The following is a 16524-nucleotide window of genomic DNA, read 5'->3' on the forward strand; positions in this document are numbered from 1 at the left end:
GGCGCGCTGACTGCTGACCAAGTCGAAGCCCCGGGGCGAGTGCCCCGGGGCTTCGTCACGTGGTGCTCGCCTCTCGGTTCTTTCTTTCGCGAGGAGTTCACCATGTACGACCACCGACGTCTCGGCCGCGAGCTCGGCCTCTTCGACACCGACCCCCTGATGGGCGCGGGACTGCCGTACTGGTTGCCCGACGGAGCCGTCGTACGGCACCAACTGGAGGAGTACGTAAGAGAGTTGGAGTGTGCGGCCGGGTACCGGCACGTGTACTCGCCCGTTCTCGGCAAACGGGAGCTGTACGAGATCTCCGGGCACTGGTCGCACTACAGCGACGACATGTTCCCGCCCATGCAACTGGGCGGGGAGGAAGTCGTGTTGCGGCCGAGCCTCTGTCCCCACCACGCGCTCATCTACCGTTCCCGCTCCCACAGCTACCGCGAACTGCCCCTCCGCATCGCCGAGGTGGGCGGCATGTACCGCTCCGAACTCTCCGGCGTCCTCGGCGGCCTGACCCGCGTCCGCGCCATCCAGCTCAACGACGCGCACATCTTCTGCACCCTCGACCAGGCCGTCGAGGAGGCCCGCGCCGCCCTCGCCCTCATCGCCCGCGCCTACGCCGACCTCGGCATCCGCGCCTCCCGCTACCGGCTGTCGCTGCCGGGCGAGGGCGTCTCCGGCGGGGGCGGCAAGTACGTTGCGGATCCGGCCCTTTGGAGCCGGGCGACCGCGATGCTGCGGGAAGTCCTCGACGCGTCCGGGGTGGCCTACGAGGCCGCCGAGGGCGAGGCCGCCTTCTACGGCCCGAAGATCGACGTCCAGATCGAGGACGCGGCCGGCCGCGAGGCCACCCTCTCCACCGTCCAGATCGACTTCCACCAGCCCGAACGCTTCGACCTCCACTACATCGGCCCCGACGGCGCGAAACACCGGCCGGTCATGGTGCACCGCAGTGTCATCGGGAGCGTGGAACGGGCGGTGGCGCATCTGGTGGAGGAGCACGGCGGTGCCTTCCCGGCGTGGCTGGCGCCCGTGCAGCTGGTCGTCCTCCCGGTGTCGGAGGCGCAGGAGCAGCAGGCCTACGACCTCGCCGAGCAGGCCCGCGCCCACGGACTGCGTGCCGAGGTCGCCGCCGAGGGCAGCCTCGGTGCCCGGATCCGGGCGGCGCGACTGGTCCCGTACCAGGCGGTGATCGGCGAACGGGAGGCCGACGCGGGCCTGGTCGCCGTACGACTGCGGGACGGCCGCCGGGTCGAACCGCTGCCGCCCGCCGACCTGCTGCACCGCGTCACCGCGCGGGTCGGGGCGCGCGGCGCCGAACTGTGGGCGGATGCGTAAGGTCGCAACCGAACAGCACCCTTGTGTCGAGAGGACCCTGCCGTGGCCGGTCAGCCCATCCCCGTGATCATCGACTGCGACACGGGGGTCGACGACGCCCTGGCGCTGCTGTTCGCCGTCCGGCACCCGGACCTGGACCTGCGGGCGGTCACCTGCGTGGCCGGGAACACGGACGTGGACCAGGTCGTACGGAACACCCTGATCGTCCTGGACCACGCCGGTGCCGGTGACATCCCGGTCGCGCGCGGCGCCGCCCGGCCGCTGATCGAACCGGCCCGGTCGGCCGCGCACGTCCACGGGCAGGACGGCATGGGCGACATGGGCCTGCCCGCGTCGGCGCGCAGGCCCGCCGACGTGGACGCGGTGACGCTGCTGCGCCGCGAGATCCTCGCCTCGCCGAGCCCGGTCACCCTGATCCCCACCGCCCCGCTGACGAACATCGCGCTGCTGCTGCGGACGTTCCCCGAGGTCACCCGCAACATCGAGCGGATCGTGTTCATGGGCGGCGCGGTGGCGGTCGGAAACGCCACGCCCGTCGCGGAGTTCAACGTGTGGCACGACCCGGAGGCGGCGGCGATCCTGCTCACGGCCGGGGTGCCGATCACGATGTACGGCCTGGACGTTTTCGAGCGCGTCCAGGTCCCGGCCGCGGACGTCCAGCGCCTGCGGGAGAGCACGGAGCCGCGCCTCAAGCTGGCGGGCGACCTCCTCGCCCACCGCGACCCGGCCGCCTCCGGCGACCCCACCCCCACCGGCGGCCTCGGCGACGCGGGCGCGGTCTGCGCGGTCGCCGACCCGGCCGGCCTCACCACCCGACTGCTGCCGGTCGAGGTCTCCCTCGCGCCGGGACCTGGGCGCGGCCAGACCGTCGTCGACCGGCGCCCCCGCCACGGCGAGTCCGAGATCCACGACGGGGCCCGCGAACAGGCCCTGGTGGACGTGGGGTTGGACGTGGATGTGGAGCGGTACGTGAAGCTGTGGCTGGCGACGGTGGAGGGGCGGTCGGCAGGTTAGGGATATAGTCCTTAGGGGTGTATCCCTAACTCTTTGGAGGGTGCGTGCAGCATCACGCAAGGCCGGACAAGCCGTCGCGCCTCTTCGATCGCGGTGCCGAATGGGACGCGCTCAGCGCTTTCGTGAGCCGGCCGCTGCCGCATGCCATGCTCGGCATCGTCAGTGGCCGACGGCGTATGGGGAAGACGTATCTCCTGCGGGCGCTCGTAGAGCAGTGCGGGGGGTTCTACTTCGGGGCCACCGCCGGGACCGAGGCCGAATCGCTCCGGCAGTTCAGTGCCGCCCTGGCCGAGCACCAGGGTTCTCCGGTGCCTTTCTCCTTCGCGACCTGGGACGACGCGATCTCGTATCTCTTCGGTCTCGGTGTCCCAGGGCGTGGGGACAGTCCGTTCCTCGTGGTCGTCGACGAGTTTCCGTACCTGGCGAAGGTGGCGCCGGAGCTTCCCTCGCTCATCCAGCGTGCGATCGACCGCTTCCAGGTGGAGGAGAGCGGTATGAGGCTGCTCCTGTGCGGTTCGGCGATGTCCGTCATGGGAGGGCTGCTCGCCAGCACCGCGCCGCTGCGCGGCAGGGCCCAGCTCGAACTCGTCGTACGCCCCTTCGGATACCGGGCCGCGGCGGACTTCTGGAGTGTCGCCGACGATCCGGCCCTGGCCGCCCGACTGCACGCGGTGGTCGGAGGCACGCCCGCGTACCGTCGCCAGTTCCTGGCGGACGACGTCCCCGCCGGGCTGGAGGACTTCGACGACTGGGTGTGCCGGACCGTCCTCTCGCCGTTCAGTCCGCTCTTCCGCGAGGCGCGCTACCTGCTCGCCGAGGAGGCCGACATCCGTGACACCGCGCTGTACCACTCGGTCCTCGCCGCGGTGGCCCAGGGCAACAGCACACGAGGCGGCATCGCCGGCTACATCGGCCGCAAGTCCGTCGACATCTCGCATCCGCTCAACGTCCTTGAGGACAGCCACCTGTTGGCGCGCGAGGCGGACATCTTCCGGGCCGGGAAGTCGCAGTACCGCATCACCGAACCGCTGATCAACTTCTATGAGGCGGTCATGCGTCCGGCGTGGGCACGGCTGGAGAGCGGACAGGCCGTGGAGGTCTGGGGACAGTCTGCGGAGCGCTTCGCCGCGCAGGTGGCGGGACCGCATTTCGAGGCGGTGTGCCGGGAGTACGTGCTCGGACCCGGCAGGTCCCTGCTGAGTACGTCGCTGGGCGAGGTCGGCAGCGGGGTGGTGGCCGACCCGAAGGCGCGCCGGCAGATCGAGATCGATGTGGCCGTCGTCGAACCGGGGTCCGGTGCGAGCAGACCGTCGGTCGGGCTGCTGGGCGAGGCGAAGTGGGGGACCGTCATGGGGGTGAACCATCTGGAACGCCTGGGGCGGGCCAGAGACCTCCTCGCCGGCCGGGGCATGGACACCACGCGGTGCGGGCTGGCCTGCTTCAGCGGCGCCGGCTTCAGCGACGCCCTCCGAGCCGAGGCGGAAAGAGGCGGAGTCCTGCTGATCGGCCTCGACGAGTTGTACGGCCGTGCGACGCCGACGGCGCCGCTGCCCTGAACGAACGATCCCCGCCGCTCACGAACCCTGAGGCTGTCGTGAACGGCGGGGTGTCCGCAGAGATGCAGAGTCAAAGAGGTACAGAGGTACGGCTACGAGTGCGAAGCCCGACGGCGTCGCGTGGCCACCACGATCGCCGCGCCGCCCGCCAGCAGTGCCGCCGCGCCGCCGACGATCGTGCCCGTGTTGCCGCCGCCACCGGTCTCCGCGAGGTCGCCGCCACCGCCGTTGGGCGAGGGGGCCGCCGCCGGGGCGCTGCTCGAACCGGAGGCGACCGGGGTCGGGTTGTCGGACGGAGTGGTCGACTCGGAGGCGCTCGGGGTCGGGGTCGAGGACTCGTCGGCCGGCGGGGTGGACTCCGAGGCGGGCGGCGGGACCGACGCGGAGGTGGACGGCGTCGGCGACGGGGACTCGGTGGTCGTGCAGTCCTTCGTGCCGCCGTTCCAGGCCGCGATCAGCTTGTCCTTGATGACGGTGTGGTCCGGTCCCGCGGGCAGGTCGCCGTGGACGAAGCCGTCGCCTGCGGCGGGGTTGCCGTCGAACTTGACCGCGCCGCGGTAGAGGTCGATCTGCGCGAAGCAGCCCTCGTCGGGCACCGCGATGTCGAGCGAGTCGGTCTGGCCCTTCTTCACGGTGACCGTGTCGAAGTCGACGAAGACCTGCCGGCCGGAGGTGGCGAAGGTCGGACCGTGCGCGATGTACGAGGCCAGCGAGGCGGTGCAGGTGGAGGCGTCGCCCGCGGTGCGGACCTTGATGTGGACCTTGCCGTCGTCGGTGGGCTTCAGGTTCTGGTCGTCGACCTTGACGGAGGGGAAGAAGCTGGTGCCGTCCAGCGAGAACTGGCAGCCCTCGGTCTCGGTGACCGTGCCGGCGCCCGAGCCGGGCTTGTAGTGGCCGCCGGACTCCCAGCCGTCACCGCCGCCGCCGTGCCCCCCGGTGGCCCAGGCGCCGGACGCGGCGGCTACGGAGGCCGCGGCGAGGGCGAGGGAGGCGGCGCCCGTCCCCAACAGGCGGCGCACGGTGACACGACTGGCTATGGACATACTGATCCCATCTGGCGTGTACAGGGTGTGGAGGGTGTGGATCAACGCGAGAAACACTGGGCTCATTGGTCACATGCGCCACAGCGTGTGCTCATCGTGGGTCCACCGGAATATGACTGTCAACTTGCCTTGGTGTAGAGGGAATTCATAAGGAGACCACGTGTCCGACCTGTCCTCCCGTGACCCGAACTGGTGGCGTCAGGCCGTTGTGTACCAGGTCTATCCGCGCAGTTTCGCCGACGCCGACGGTGACGGACTCGGGGACCTGAGGGGCATCACCGAGCGGCTCACCCACCTCGCCGCCCTGGGTGTCGACGCCCTCTGGCTGAGCCCCTTCTACCCCTCCGAACTCGCCGACGGCGGCTACGACGTCGCCGACTACCGCGACGTCGACCCGCGCCTGGGCACCCTCGACGACTTCGACGCGATGGTCGCCGAGGCGCACCGGCTGGGCCTGAAGGTCATGGTCGACATCGTGCCCAACCACACCTCGCACCTGCACAGTTGGTTCCAGGAGGCGCTGGCCGCCGGTCCCGGTTCCGCCGCCCGCGACCGCTATGTGTTCCGGGACGGGCGCGGCGACGGCGGCCAACTCCCGCCCACCGACTGGCCGTCCGTCTTCGGCGGCAGCGCGTGGAAGCAACTCCCCGACGGACAGTGGTACTTGCACCTCTTCACGCCCGAACAGCCCGACCTGAACTGGGACAACGAGGAGGTGCGCGCCGACTTCCGCACCACGCTCCGCTTCTGGTCCGACCGGGGCGTCGACGGTTTCCGCGTCGACGTCGCCCACGCGCTGGTGAAGGACCTCGGCGAGCCGTTGCGCGACATCGGCCCCCTCGCGGCGAACGCCGAGGCCGTCCTCGACTCGCTCCCGCCCGGCAGCCACCCCTACTACGACCGCGACGAGGTCCACGAGATCTACCGAGACTGGCGCCGCAGCGTCTTCGACACCTACACCCCGCCCCGCATGGCGGTCGCCGAGGCCTGGGTACCGGCCGCCCGCCGCGCCCTCTACGCCCGCCCCGACGAACTCGGCCAGGCCTTCAACTTCGAATACCTGGAGGCCGGTTGGGACGCGGACGAACTGCGCGAGGTGATCACCGGCTCGCTCGCCACGGCCCGCGCGGCAGGCGCGTCGGCCACCTGGGTGCTGTCCAACCACGACGTCGTACGCCACGCCTCGCGCCTGATGCTGCCGACGGGCACGGACCCGAACACCTGGCTGCTGTCCGACGGCCGCACGCCACCCGTCGATACGGCGGCCGGCCTGCGCCGCGCCCGCGCCGCGACCCTGCTGATGCTGGCGCTGCCCGGTTCGTCGTACGTCTACCAGGGCGAGGAACTCGGGCTGCCCGAGGTCGCCGACCTGCCCGTCGAGGTCCTCCAGGACCCCATCTGGGAACAACAGGGGCACACCCACAAGGGCCGCGACGGCTGCCGGGTACCCCTGCCGTGGACCACGAGCGGCCCGTCGTACGGCTTCGGGTCCGGTCCCGCGTGGCTGCCGCAGCCGGCGAGCTTCGCGTCGTACGCCGTCGAGGCACAGGACGGGAGCGAGGGCTCGACCCTGGAGTTCTACCGCAAGGCCCTGCGGCTGCGCCGCAAGCTCCTCGAAGGGGAGTCGCTGACCTGGGATGCGGAGAGCCCGCCCGGAGTACTGCACTTCACGCGCTCCGAGGGCTGGCGGTGTGTCACCAACCTGTCGGCGGAGCCGGTCGCCCTGCCGCCGGGAGAGGTGCTGCTGAGCAGCGAACCGGCGGCGGGCGAGGGGCAGTTGGGGCTGCTGGCTCCGGACACGACCGTGTGGCTGGGGGCGTAGCGCGCTCTGTGGCGCACTCACCCCACGGTCGGGGTCTGGCTGGCGCTGGGTGAGGTCTCGCCCGGCAGGACCGGCGGTTGGGTGGTGCTGTTCACCGGCGGGGTGAGGACGACCTCCGGCTGGCCCGCGGCCGGGGGCGGCGGCGTCAGGTCCGTGGCCGGCAGCTTCGGCGGGGTCGTCTCCTGGAAGAGGACCTGGCTGAAGTTGACCAGGCCGGTCTCCTCCATCACCGTGATGTGGTCCAGGACCGTCGCGTTGGCCTGGTTGGCGAGGATCCGCACGAGGGTGTTCTCCGTCGTGGAGCGGATCTTCGCGATCGTGTTGAAGATCGAACCGTGCGTCACGCGCAGGATGTTGGCGAAGTCGGTGTCGAACTGCTTGCCGCTGTCCCCGTTCAGCGTGTTGATGAAGCCCTGCTGCTGCGGGCTCGGCTGGTTCGGGATCGTGATGTTGAGCATCGGCGCGATCTTGCGGACGGTCGAGTCCAGCGCCGCGTGGCCGTCGATCAGGTGCTTGCTCGCGGTGATGACCGCCGGGCTCGCCCCCTTCTTCAGACCTATCTGGCCGACGGGGTACTCCCACAGCCCTGCCGCGCGCACCTTGACCACGAAGTCGCGGTCGGCCTCGGTCAGCGGCCCCCACTGCGTGTTGGCGATGACACGTGTGGGCGCGCTGGAGACCGTGTTGACGCCCAGCATTGCCGGATAGGCGAGGGCGACGAGGGTCAGGCTGAGGGCACCGCCCACAACCATCGTTCCCGTCGCGTTCCGCGAAAAGCGCACCGTACCTCCTGTGTCGTGGACCGCCCGTCGGCGGTACGGACAGTGGTGAGTACGGATCCGAGAAGCGTTCGAAGTCTTTGGTTTTGGTAAAGCCCGAGTGGGGCGCGTCACAAGTGGCGGGTGGTGCCTCCGGTTCGGCGCCCCGATTCCGGGTGGGTTGGGGCTAGTTGAACTGACCGGGCTGGTAGTCGCCGGCCGGCACCGTGAGCATGACGTTCATGCGGTTGAAGCTGTTGATGAGGGCGATCAGCGAGACGAGCGCCATCAACTGCTCGTCGTCGTAGTACTTCGCGGCGTTCCCCCACACCTCGTCGCTCACCCCGCCGGCCGCGTCCGCGATCCGGGTGCCCTGCTCCGTGAGCTCCAGCGCGGCTCGCTCCGCGTCGGTGAACACGGTGGCCTCGCGCCACACCGCGACGAGGTTCAGCCGTACCGACGTCTCGCCGGCCGCCGCGGCGTCCTTGGTGTGCATGTCGGTGCAGAACCCGCACCCGTTGATCTGACTCGCCCGGATCTTCACCAGTTCCTGTGTGGCGGTGGGCAGCGGCGAGTCGGCGACGACCTTGCCCGCCGCGATGAAGTGCTTCAGGGCCTTGCCGGCGATCGGGCTGGTGAAGGCGTTGAGTCGAGCACCCATGGTGGGCTCCTCTGCGTTTCGTTGTTCCGTTGCCGTTGCTTGCACAGGACTGACGAAACGGGCGACGCGAATGTGACACCTACGGGGAGCGGCGCGCGAAAAGCAGTGGAGCGGCGCCGCCGTCCGCCCCTACCGTGCTGCTCGACCGAGTCGTCTGGGCAGGGACGTGCCGTTGTACACCGTGTGAGACCCCCCGAGTGCTGAATCGTCGCGCGTCGCGCTGTTGCGCCGCGCTCCTTTTTGCTGCGGTCTTCTCACTGGAACCGGTGTACTCCTGTGCTCGAAACCTGGGTTGTCATGCCCACCTGCCTCCCCCTCGTCCGCCGCCGCTGCCATGCGTGCGGGGCCGGACACTTCCAAGCGAGCGGCAAGTTCCGCGTCAACGCCCACCACAAGCTGCTCGACGTCTGGCTCCTGGTGCTCTGCACGGCGTGCGGGGACACGGCGAAACTCACGGTCATGGAACGGGCGAACGTCCGCTCCGTACGACCGGAACTGCTGGCCCGCCTGCACGCCAACGACGTTGCCCTGGCAGCGGAGTTGCTCCAGACGCCCGCCGTGCAGCGCCGCAACCGCATCGCCCTCGACTGGTCCGGCGCGTGGCGCCTCGACACCGGCGGATCGGACCACCTGCACCGCGAGGTGATCGACATCGAGGTCCGCTTCGCAGCCCGGATCCCGGTCCGCCCGGTCCGCCTGATCGCGGAGGGCTGCGCCTTGCCCCGGGCCGAGGTCGAAACCCTGATCACGGAGGGCGGCCTGGTCTCGACGGCCCGCCTGAACACCAGGCTCTCGGACACCTTCACGTTCACGCTGAAGCGCTGAAACTCCCGCGCCCGTGGGGCCTGTCCGGCGGGTCCTGCGGGCGCGGGGGCGGGGGTCGCCCTGGTTGACGGAATGTTGACCGGTGCATGGCACAGCATTGGCGAACCCCCGCTATACGTTCGGCCCCATGCCACCACTCCCCCCACACCCCCAGCGGGCCCGGCAGGCGCCCCTCCCCGTGCTGCCCTATCGCAAGCCCACCAAGGGCCGTGACTACTGGGTGCTGAACGACGTCCTTCCGGATGTCGACGCCGTGCGGGAACGGTGTCTCGCGAAGGACGACTGGGTGAAGGGGTATCCGTACACCTCGGAGACCTGGCCGGGGCTGCGGACCATGCCGGGGCTTGAGCCGGCCGAGCTGGGGCGGATCGAGCGGCTGGTGAAACAGGCCACCGGGGCCAAGGAGTTGTGGGTGCAGAAGGCACCCGGCGGCGGGACGCTCAACCACAACTGCATCCAGGTCGTGGGGGAGGGCGAGAGCGAGCCCCGGCCCCACACCGACTCGCGGTCGCTGTGCCGGTACGCCGCCGTGCTGTATCTGAACCCGTCCGTGCCGAAGGACTGCGGGACCAGTTTCTATCGGCAGCATCTGCCTGGCGGGCGGCTGGGCGGCAACGTCGTGCAGGCTCCGCACAACAACCTCGTCGAGGCACTGGGGACGCGGTTCGTGGCGCCGGACGCCTTCGAGGAAGACGTGCGGGTGCCGCACAAGTACAACAGTCTGCTGCTCTACCACGCCAACCTCGTGCACAGCGCCACCGGTTACTACGGCAGCACGCTGGAGGAGAAGCGGATGACCGCGGTCTTCTTCTGGATGGCCTGACCCGGCCGAACCCCCCCACAGACACACACACCTGCACGGCGCCTTCTCCCGGCGGTCAGTAGCGCAGCGCCGTTCCGGTCTCCGCCTTCACGTCGCCCGACAGCTTGCGGTTGCTGCGGGCGGTCGCCGTGCCGGACTTTCCGGCCGGGACGTCGGAGACGGTGACGACCACGGTGTCGAGCAGATTCCCGCCCGTGTCCTTGAACTCGACCTGCACGGCGAAGGACTTGGCCGAGCCCGCCGTGTTGTCGGCCGTGACCCCGACGGTGCTGCGCCCGTCCGAGTCGGTCGTCGGCGTGCCCAGGCGTACGGCGTCCTTGGCGTCGACGCCGTTCTTCACCTCGTCGAGCCGGCGGCCGGCCTCGGCGGTCGCCGACGCGATCGCGGCCGTGGCCTGCGCGCCGACGGACGCGACGGCGGACGCCGCCCTGCTCGCGACCGAGGAAGGGCTGCTGTTGTCGGAACAGCCGGTCAGGCCGGTGAGGGCAGTGAGGGCGGCGGCCACGACCGCCGTCAGTGCCGTGCCACCCCTGTGCCACGCCATGTCGCCTCCATGAGTCGCCGCTTCCCCGGGCTCTCCCCCAAGTGAAGGTCCGTTGGCGCACGCCCGCATGTCGGTCTCACCCGGACGGCGTAACCCCCCTGGTGGAGGGCGCGCCTCGGCCGGATGGTCGAAGCATCACGCAGCACACAGAGACCGAACCACTACGGACCGCACACCACAGAGAGGTGGGGCACCGCCATGACGCAGCAGCCGCACTCCACACAGCAGCCGCACTCGACGTCCACCGGCGGCGAGGAGAAACCCCCGGCCTGGAACGACGCCGGGCAGGCCTCCGGCGCCCGCGGCTACGACCGGCCCCCGTCCGGCAGTGGTCTCGCGGCCGGCGGTGCCGTCTTCGCCGGTGTCCTGATGCTGATGAACGGCGTCATCGCCATCCTCCAGGGCATCTCCGCACTCGCCAAGGACGACGTCTACACCCGCGTCGGCAGCTATGTGTACAGCATCAACCTCACCGGCTGGGGCGTGATCCTCCTCTGCCTGGGCGCCGTGGGTGTGGTCACCGGCTGGGGCATCCTCAGGGGCATGAGCTGGGCCCGCGTCTGCGGCATCGTCCTCGCGAGCCTCGGCGCGATCCTCCAGTTCATGTTCCTGCCGTACGCCCCGGTCTGGTCGGTCATCATGATCGCGGTCGATGTCTTCGTCATCTGGGCACTGGCGGTCTACGACCCGAGGACATCAGGGGCGCGCCACTGAGGACGAGCAGCTGGACCGGCGAGCGGGCGGGTCAGACGTGTCCGATGCCGCCCCCGCCGAAGGAACCGCTCCTTCCGGGCAGCCAGCGCTGTCGGCTCTGGTTCTTTCCCGTCCGGCTTCCGGAGTGATGGAGCTGGTACGGCATCAGCCGTTCCTTCTCCTCCGAGGCGACGGGCATCTCGTCGGGTTCCCGCATCTCGCGCATCTCGTGGACGGCACCGGTGGCGGGGAGGTGGGGCTGCTCCTCGGGGAGCGGCCGTGGAAGTTCCTGGTCCCGGACCTTCATACCGAAATGTATGGCCCAGACCAGCGCGCCTGCGATCAGCAGGCCACCCAGAAAGGCTGCGGCCACGTCGAGTGTGTTGTGCGACGACGCGGCCACCAGTTCGTACGCTGCCGTGCTCATACTCCGAGTATCACTCTTTGGGAGTGAATGTGGCGATCCGCGCGAGGTAGTCGGTGACCTCGGCGGGGTCCCGGGTGAGCAGCGCAACGTGGTTGTCGGGGCGGATCAGCACCAGCGCCGGATCCGTCACGCCGTACGCCCGCCGCGCATGCCCCTCGTGGTCGTGCAGGTCGGCCGCGGCGCCGCCCTGGGTGCCGCCGTCCACCGTGAACGCCTGCACCAGGCCCTCGTGCTCGACCGCCGACTTGCCCACCGCGTCCGCGACTTCGGCGCCGAAGCCGAGCAGCGTGAAACGCGGGTCGGCGTACACCTCGAAGAGCCGGACCGGGTGGCCCGAGGCGTCGAGGCAGGGGGCGTCGGGCGCGCGGTCGCCCGGGCGCAGGACGGCGGGATCGCTGAAGGAGCCCACGGAACCCACGGAGCCGTCGGCCGGACCCGCGAGCGAACTCCACGGGTAGCCGGTGCCCATGGGCGGCGGGGCGGCGGCCTCGACACCGGTGCCGGGTTCTCTGACCGCTTCGCGCACCTGGGCGTACAGGTCGGTGGAGACGCCCAGGGTCCAGGCGGCCACCGGAAGACGCTCCTCCTCGTAGGTGTCCAGGAGTCCGTGACCGGCCTGCCCGGTGGCCGCGAGGGCCAGCTTCCAGCCCAGGTTGTAGGCGTCCTGGATGCCGGTGTTCATGCCGAGTCCGCCCGCGATCGGATGGGCATGGGCCGCGTCCCCGGCGAGCAGGACCCGGCCGACGCGCATCCGGTCGACCATGCGGACGTTGACCCGCCAGACGGACAGCCAGGTCGGGTTCGTCAGCGTGATGCCGGGCACCCGCGCGTACCGGTCGAAGGTCCGCTGGAAGCTCTCCAGTGAGGGTGGCAAGGGCTCGCCGTCCGCGCCGAGTTCGGGCCCCGCCTGGAACTGGAAGGAGTTCGTGCCGGGCATGGGGCACAGCATCACCCCGCCGCCGTCCGACGCGAACCACTGATGCCAGGCGTCCCGCCCGATCCCCTCGGCCTCCACATCGCCGACGACCATCGACTGTGTCTCCTCGGTCGTACCGTCGAAACGCACCCCCATCGCCTTGCGCATCCGGCTGCGCCCGCCGTCGCAGCCCACCAGGTAGCCGGCCCGGATGCGCTCCCCGTCGGCGAGGACGGCCGTGACTCCGTCCGTGTCCTGCTCGAACTCGGACACCTCCGTGCCGAGTTGGACGCGGACCCCGAACTCGGCGAGCCGCTCGCGCAGGATCTGCTCCACCTGCCACTGCCCTATGAGCACCCCCCGCTCGTACGGCGCGTCGGGCGTGGGGAGGGCGTCCGCGAACGGGTCGGTGTCGTTCACATGCGCGCCGTCGAAGTACTTGCGGAAGGGGAGTCGCGTCGTCCCGGTGGCGAGAACGCGCTCGGTGACGCCCACGTCCTCCAGTACCTCCAGCGTGCGCGGCTGCAGGCCCTTGCCCCGGGACTCCCGGTGCGGGGCGGGCGCCGCGTCCACGATCCGCACCCCCACGCCGCGCCGGGCCAGCTCGATGGCGAGCGTGAGGCCGGTCGGCCCGGCGCCCACGACCAGTACGTCGTCGGTCATCGCGATCCCTCTCGTCGTCGTTGCCTCAAGAGAACACCGAACACCGAGAAAATGCAACCGGGTCTCAGAAAAGTACCGACTTCAATCCGTCTTCGGTCTCATTTGATTCCCGGTCTCATCGTCTGGTAGTGTGGCCCGCATGGACGAACTCCCGGGCCTCCGTGAGCGCAAGAAAGAGCGCACCCGGAACCTCATCGCGCAGGAAGCCCTCCGCCTCTTCCGCGAGAAGGGGTTCGACGAGGTGTCGGTCGTCGAGGTCGCGGCGGCGGCCGAGGTCTCCAAAGCCACCCTGTTCCGGTACTTCCCGGCGAAGGAGGACCTGGTCCTGCACCGCTTCGCCGACCACCTCGGCGAAGCGGCCCGTGTCGTACGCGAACGCCCGCCGGCCCTGACCCCCACGGCAGCGCTGCGCGCCCACTTCCTGGACCGCCTCGCCGCCCGCGACCCGATCACCGGCCTGAACGACCATCCCGACGTGCTCGGCTTCATGGACCTGCTCTACGGCACGCCGAGCCTCCAGACCGGCCTGGTGCAGCGCTACCGCGGCCAGGAGATCGACGCCCTCGCCGAAGCCCTCCCCGACACCGGGGGCTCCACCCCGTTCACCAGACGCCTCGCTGCCACGCACCTGATCGCCGTACAGCAGGAACTCGGCGTGGAGAACTGGCGGGCGATGGCCTCCGGTCGCACCGCCGACGAGGCGTACGACGATGCCGTGGCAGAGGCGGAGCGTGCGTACGGCCAGCTCATGACCGGCCTGGACACGGTGTTCCCGGCCGGGGCGGCGGGCGGCTGAGCGGCCGGAGGGGGATCCGGATCCCCCTCCCCGAAAAAACGAGCAGCCCCGCCGGAGGACCCATGGTCCTCGCGACGGGGCTGCCCTACAGCTGGTGAACAGGCGTCAGAAATCGGCTAGTTGGAGAAGTAGAGGTACTTCCAGTCGCTGTACGTCGTCGAGTTGACGCTGTCGCCGGACGAACCGTTGATGTACGCGGCCCGGACGCGGGCCTTGATGCCGGACTGGCCGGGTGCGCCGAGGTTCACCGCGACCTTGCCGTTCGTGCCGAGGCCGAAGTACTCGGAGTCGGAGTCGTACCAGTGGCCCTCGTAGTAGACCTGCAGGTCGAGCCGCTCCTGGCGGTTGGGGTAGTAGGTCATCGTCGTGGTGACGATCGGCGCCGAGTTCTTGTGGAACCAGTAGTACGACGTCGAGCCGATCTTCGCCGTCTTGTAGTGCTTGGTGATCGCGGTGGAGATCTTGACCTTGGCGTAGGCGTTGACCTTCACCGTCTTGGACGCGTAGCGGGCGTCACCGGCGAAGACCGCGGAGACGGCGGTGTCGCGGGTCATGTCCACGGTCACCGTGAAGTTGCCGCTGGAGTTGACCTTGCCCGTCTTGACCAGCTTGTTCGGCTTGTCGGTGCCGAAGGGGTCCGCGTAGATCGAGACCGTGCGGTTCTTGTAGGTCGTGCCGAGGTGCGCGGTGAACTTCACGTCGGCGCCGTACGCGTACAGCTTGCCGTTGTTGTTCAGGCTCAGGCTGGTGGCCGCGCGGGAGACGGAGACCTTGTCGGAGGCGCTGACGGCCGCGTGCCCGGCGTCGCCCGCGTAGGTCACCTTGTAGGTGACCGTGCCACCGGCCGGCGGAGTGTCCGCGAAGGAGTACGTGCCGTTCGCCTGCACCGTGACGGCGGGCAGCGCCTTGCCCTTCGGGGACTCCAGGTCGGTCCGCGTGACCTGCAGCTTCACCCCGGCGGGCAGCGCCACCGTCGCCGAGAGCTTGCCGGTGACGGTGAGCTTCTTGGCGCGCGTCGCGGAGGAGGGGGCGTTGACCGTGAGGGTCGGGACGTTCTTCTCCGGGTCGGTCAGCGCCTTGAGCGCGTAGCCGCCGCCGGACTTCGCGACCAGCGCGAAGATCCGTGAGTTGTCCGGGGCCCAGGTCAGGTCGGCCGTGCTGTAGACGCCCGTGCTGTACGTGCGGATCGCCTTCGTGGCGTTCGGCCGGTACGTGGTGATCGTGCCGCCGCTGGTCGTCGCGACCGTGCCGTCCGGGGCGATGTCGGCCTGCCAGCCACTCGGGTAGGTGCCCGCCTGGCTGAACTTGCCGTCCGCGTAGGCGTCCCGCACCGTGCCGTTGATCAGCACCTCGTCGGCGCCGGGGACCAGGTCGATGTCGTAGATGCCGCTGTTGAGCGTGTAGTCGCCGAAGTAGTAGGCGACCTTCTGGGGGGTGGCCCCCGAGACGTCCAGGACGGCCATCGAGTCGGTGGAGATACCGGTCTCGCCGAGGGCGAGGATGCCGGGCCGGGACGCGGCGGTGTCGAGGAAGCCCGGGTTGTTGATCGAGACGCCGTCGGGCTTCTGTCCGAGCGTCACCGGGTCGGTGCCGCTCGCCGGATCCACGGCCGGGTCGACCGACCCGACGTTGCTGTCCCACTGGTCGCCGTAGGTGAACCAGAGCTTGCCCGAGGTGAAGGCGACATAGCGTGGGCCCACGTCGGTGGCCACCGCGTAGCGCGCCTTCACGTCGAGGGTGGCCGCGTCGATCGCCACGATCTCGTGCGTGCCCTGGGCCGCCGCGTAGACGGTGCTCCCGTCGTCGGACACGGCGAGGTCCGTGACCCCGCTGATGCCGCCGACCGAGGCGAGGACGTTGCCCGAGTAGTCGGTGGCCGCGACCGTGCCGGCCGAACTGTCGCCCACGAACACCCGCTTGAGGGCGCCGTCCGCGACCAGCCCGCCGGGCGAGGTCACGCTGGCGGTGGCCGCCGAGGCCGTGCCCGTCGCCACGACGCTGAGCGCCGCCGAGCCGAAAAGAACCGCGAGCGCTGTCGCGGTGGAGATGCTGCGCATCCGCACGTGCTGTTCCCCCCACAAGGAAAACCGGTCAGGAGACCGGGAGTTGAGAGCGCCGCGCAACGCCCGGACGTGACCGCGGATGAGAGGCGCGGTGACGCGCGGGGCGCGGCTGCCATGCGCAGCGTATGGCATGCCTGTGACAGGTGGGAAAGGGGTTATGCGGTTGTCGTGTACGCGGAGTGTTTGGGAGGTTCTGGCTCGTCATGACGAGGGGCGTTGATGAGTGCCGCGGCCGGGCCGCGACGGAGGCCGGTGTGGCTGGGGATCGGGGTGGTCGTGCTCGCGGTCGTGGGCGGCGGGGGGACCTGGCTGCTGCGGGACGAGCTGCACCGCGCGGGCATCCTCCCGGAGGGGAAGGACCTGTTCGACCAGAAGTACGGGATCAAAGGGGACGTGGGCGACCCGGACGGCGAGGTGGCGCTGCCGGACGGCCTGTGCGGCACCTCCCTGCGGATGCCCGTCTGGGAGTACCACTCGACGGCCGCCGACGGCACCCGCGTCGACGTCACCGTCGAGCGGTCCACGCCGTTCCAGTCCGCGCTGCGGTCGCCGGCCCGGGCCGTGGTCACCTTCACGTCCTGAGAGCGG

16 protein-coding genes are annotated in these 16524 nt (G+C 70.2%); 9 read left to right on the forward strand and 7 right to left on the reverse strand.

Translation table 11 applies throughout. From position 1 onward, the window contains the following. Positions 1–39: 39 nt before the first annotated feature. The 3 genes from thrS (at position 40) to ACWDEW_RS38190 (ending at position 3902) form a co-directional block, all read left to right on the forward strand. Positions 40–1332, forward strand: coding sequence for a threonine--tRNA ligase (gene thrS / locus ACWDEW_RS38180; RefSeq protein ID WP_450519265.1), 1293 nt, complete (start codon positions 40–42; stop codon positions 1330–1332). A 42-nt stretch (positions 1333–1374) separates the two neighbouring features. Further along, the gene (locus tag ACWDEW_RS38185) at positions 1375–2346 is read left to right on the forward strand and encodes a nucleoside hydrolase (protein WP_450519267.1); all 972 of its coding nucleotides are present in this window, start codon (positions 1375–1377) and stop codon (positions 2344–2346) included. Between the two features lie 176 nt (positions 2347–2522). Beyond that, a complete protein-coding gene (locus ACWDEW_RS38190; RefSeq protein ID WP_450519426.1) occupies positions 2523–3902 on the forward strand; it encodes an AAA family ATPase in 1380 nt (459 codons plus the stop codon). A gap of 92 nt (positions 3903–3994) precedes the next feature. On the opposite strand, the gene ACWDEW_RS38195 is transcribed toward ACWDEW_RS38190, so the two are convergent. After that, entirely contained in the window at positions 3995–4945 is a 951-nt protein-coding gene (locus ACWDEW_RS38195; RefSeq protein WP_450519269.1) for an LAETG motif-containing sortase-dependent surface protein, read from the reverse strand. Positions 4946–5105: 160 nt separating this feature from the next. On the opposite strand from ACWDEW_RS38195, the gene ACWDEW_RS38200 reads away from it, so the two are divergent. Beyond that, positions 5106–6767 (forward strand): glycoside hydrolase family 13 protein, encoded by a 1662-nt coding sequence (locus tag ACWDEW_RS38200; protein WP_450519271.1) that lies wholly within the window; start codon positions 5106–5108, stop codon positions 6765–6767. Between the two features lie 17 nt (positions 6768–6784). On the opposite strand, the gene ACWDEW_RS38205 is transcribed toward ACWDEW_RS38200, so the two are convergent. Next, a complete protein-coding gene (locus ACWDEW_RS38205) occupies positions 6785–7513 on the reverse strand; it encodes a DUF4142 domain-containing protein (protein ID WP_450519428.1) in 729 nt (242 codons plus the stop codon). 199 nt (positions 7514–7712) lie between these two features. Then, the gene (locus ACWDEW_RS38210) at positions 7713–8186 is read right to left on the reverse strand and encodes a carboxymuconolactone decarboxylase family protein (protein ID WP_450519273.1); all 474 of its coding nucleotides are present in this window, start codon (positions 8184–8186) and stop codon (positions 7713–7715) included. Between the two features lie 297 nt (positions 8187–8483). Between ACWDEW_RS38210 and ACWDEW_RS38215 the strand changes: the two genes are divergently transcribed. Together ACWDEW_RS38215 and ACWDEW_RS38220 are read left to right on the forward strand one after the other, a co-directional pair. Further along, positions 8484–9011 (forward strand): DUF1062 domain-containing protein, encoded by a 528-nt coding sequence (locus ACWDEW_RS38215; RefSeq protein ID WP_450519275.1) that lies wholly within the window; start codon positions 8484–8486, stop codon positions 9009–9011. Positions 9012–9138: 127 nt separating this feature from the next. Continuing rightward, a complete protein-coding gene (locus ACWDEW_RS38220) occupies positions 9139–9834 on the forward strand; it encodes a DUF6445 family protein (protein WP_450519277.1) in 696 nt (231 codons plus the stop codon). Between the two features lie 55 nt (positions 9835–9889). Here ACWDEW_RS38220 and ACWDEW_RS38225 read toward each other — a convergent pair whose 3' ends face one another. Next, positions 9890–10378: a hypothetical protein gene (locus ACWDEW_RS38225; RefSeq protein WP_450519279.1), complete on the reverse strand. Its 489-nt coding sequence runs from the start codon at positions 10376–10378 to the stop codon at positions 9890–9892. Between the two features lie 198 nt (positions 10379–10576). On the opposite strand from ACWDEW_RS38225, the gene ACWDEW_RS38230 reads away from it, so the two are divergent. Continuing rightward, the gene (locus ACWDEW_RS38230) at positions 10577–11092 is read left to right on the forward strand and encodes a DUF7144 family membrane protein (protein ID WP_450519281.1); all 516 of its coding nucleotides are present in this window, start codon (positions 10577–10579) and stop codon (positions 11090–11092) included. A 31-nt stretch (positions 11093–11123) separates the two neighbouring features. Here the strand turns inward: ACWDEW_RS38230 and ACWDEW_RS38235 are convergent, their stop codons facing one another. Continuing rightward, positions 11124–11498: a DUF6479 family protein gene (locus ACWDEW_RS38235; RefSeq protein WP_450519283.1), complete on the reverse strand. Its 375-nt coding sequence runs from the start codon at positions 11496–11498 to the stop codon at positions 11124–11126. Between the two features lie 10 nt (positions 11499–11508). Then, entirely contained in the window at positions 11509–13077 is a 1569-nt protein-coding gene (locus ACWDEW_RS38240) for an FAD-dependent monooxygenase (RefSeq protein WP_450519285.1), read from the reverse strand. 139 nt (positions 13078–13216) lie between these two features. On the opposite strand from ACWDEW_RS38240, the gene ACWDEW_RS38245 reads away from it, so the two are divergent. Next, on the forward strand, positions 13217–13873 hold the full coding sequence (locus ACWDEW_RS38245) for a TetR/AcrR family transcriptional regulator (RefSeq protein WP_450519287.1): 657 nt from the start codon (positions 13217–13219) through the stop codon (positions 13871–13873). Between the two features lie 116 nt (positions 13874–13989). On the opposite strand, the gene ACWDEW_RS38250 is transcribed toward ACWDEW_RS38245, so the two are convergent. After that, entirely contained in the window at positions 13990–15930 is a 1941-nt protein-coding gene (locus ACWDEW_RS38250; protein ID WP_450519288.1) for a YncE family protein, read from the reverse strand. A gap of 225 nt (positions 15931–16155) precedes the next feature. On the opposite strand from ACWDEW_RS38250, the gene ACWDEW_RS38255 reads away from it, so the two are divergent. After that, positions 16156–16518, forward strand: a complete 363-nt coding sequence (locus tag ACWDEW_RS38255) for a hypothetical protein (protein ID WP_450519290.1) — start codon at positions 16156–16158, stop codon at positions 16516–16518. Positions 16519–16524 lie beyond the last annotated feature (6 nt).

The sequence above is a fragment of the Streptomyces sp. NPDC001100 genome, from assembly GCF_053598575.1.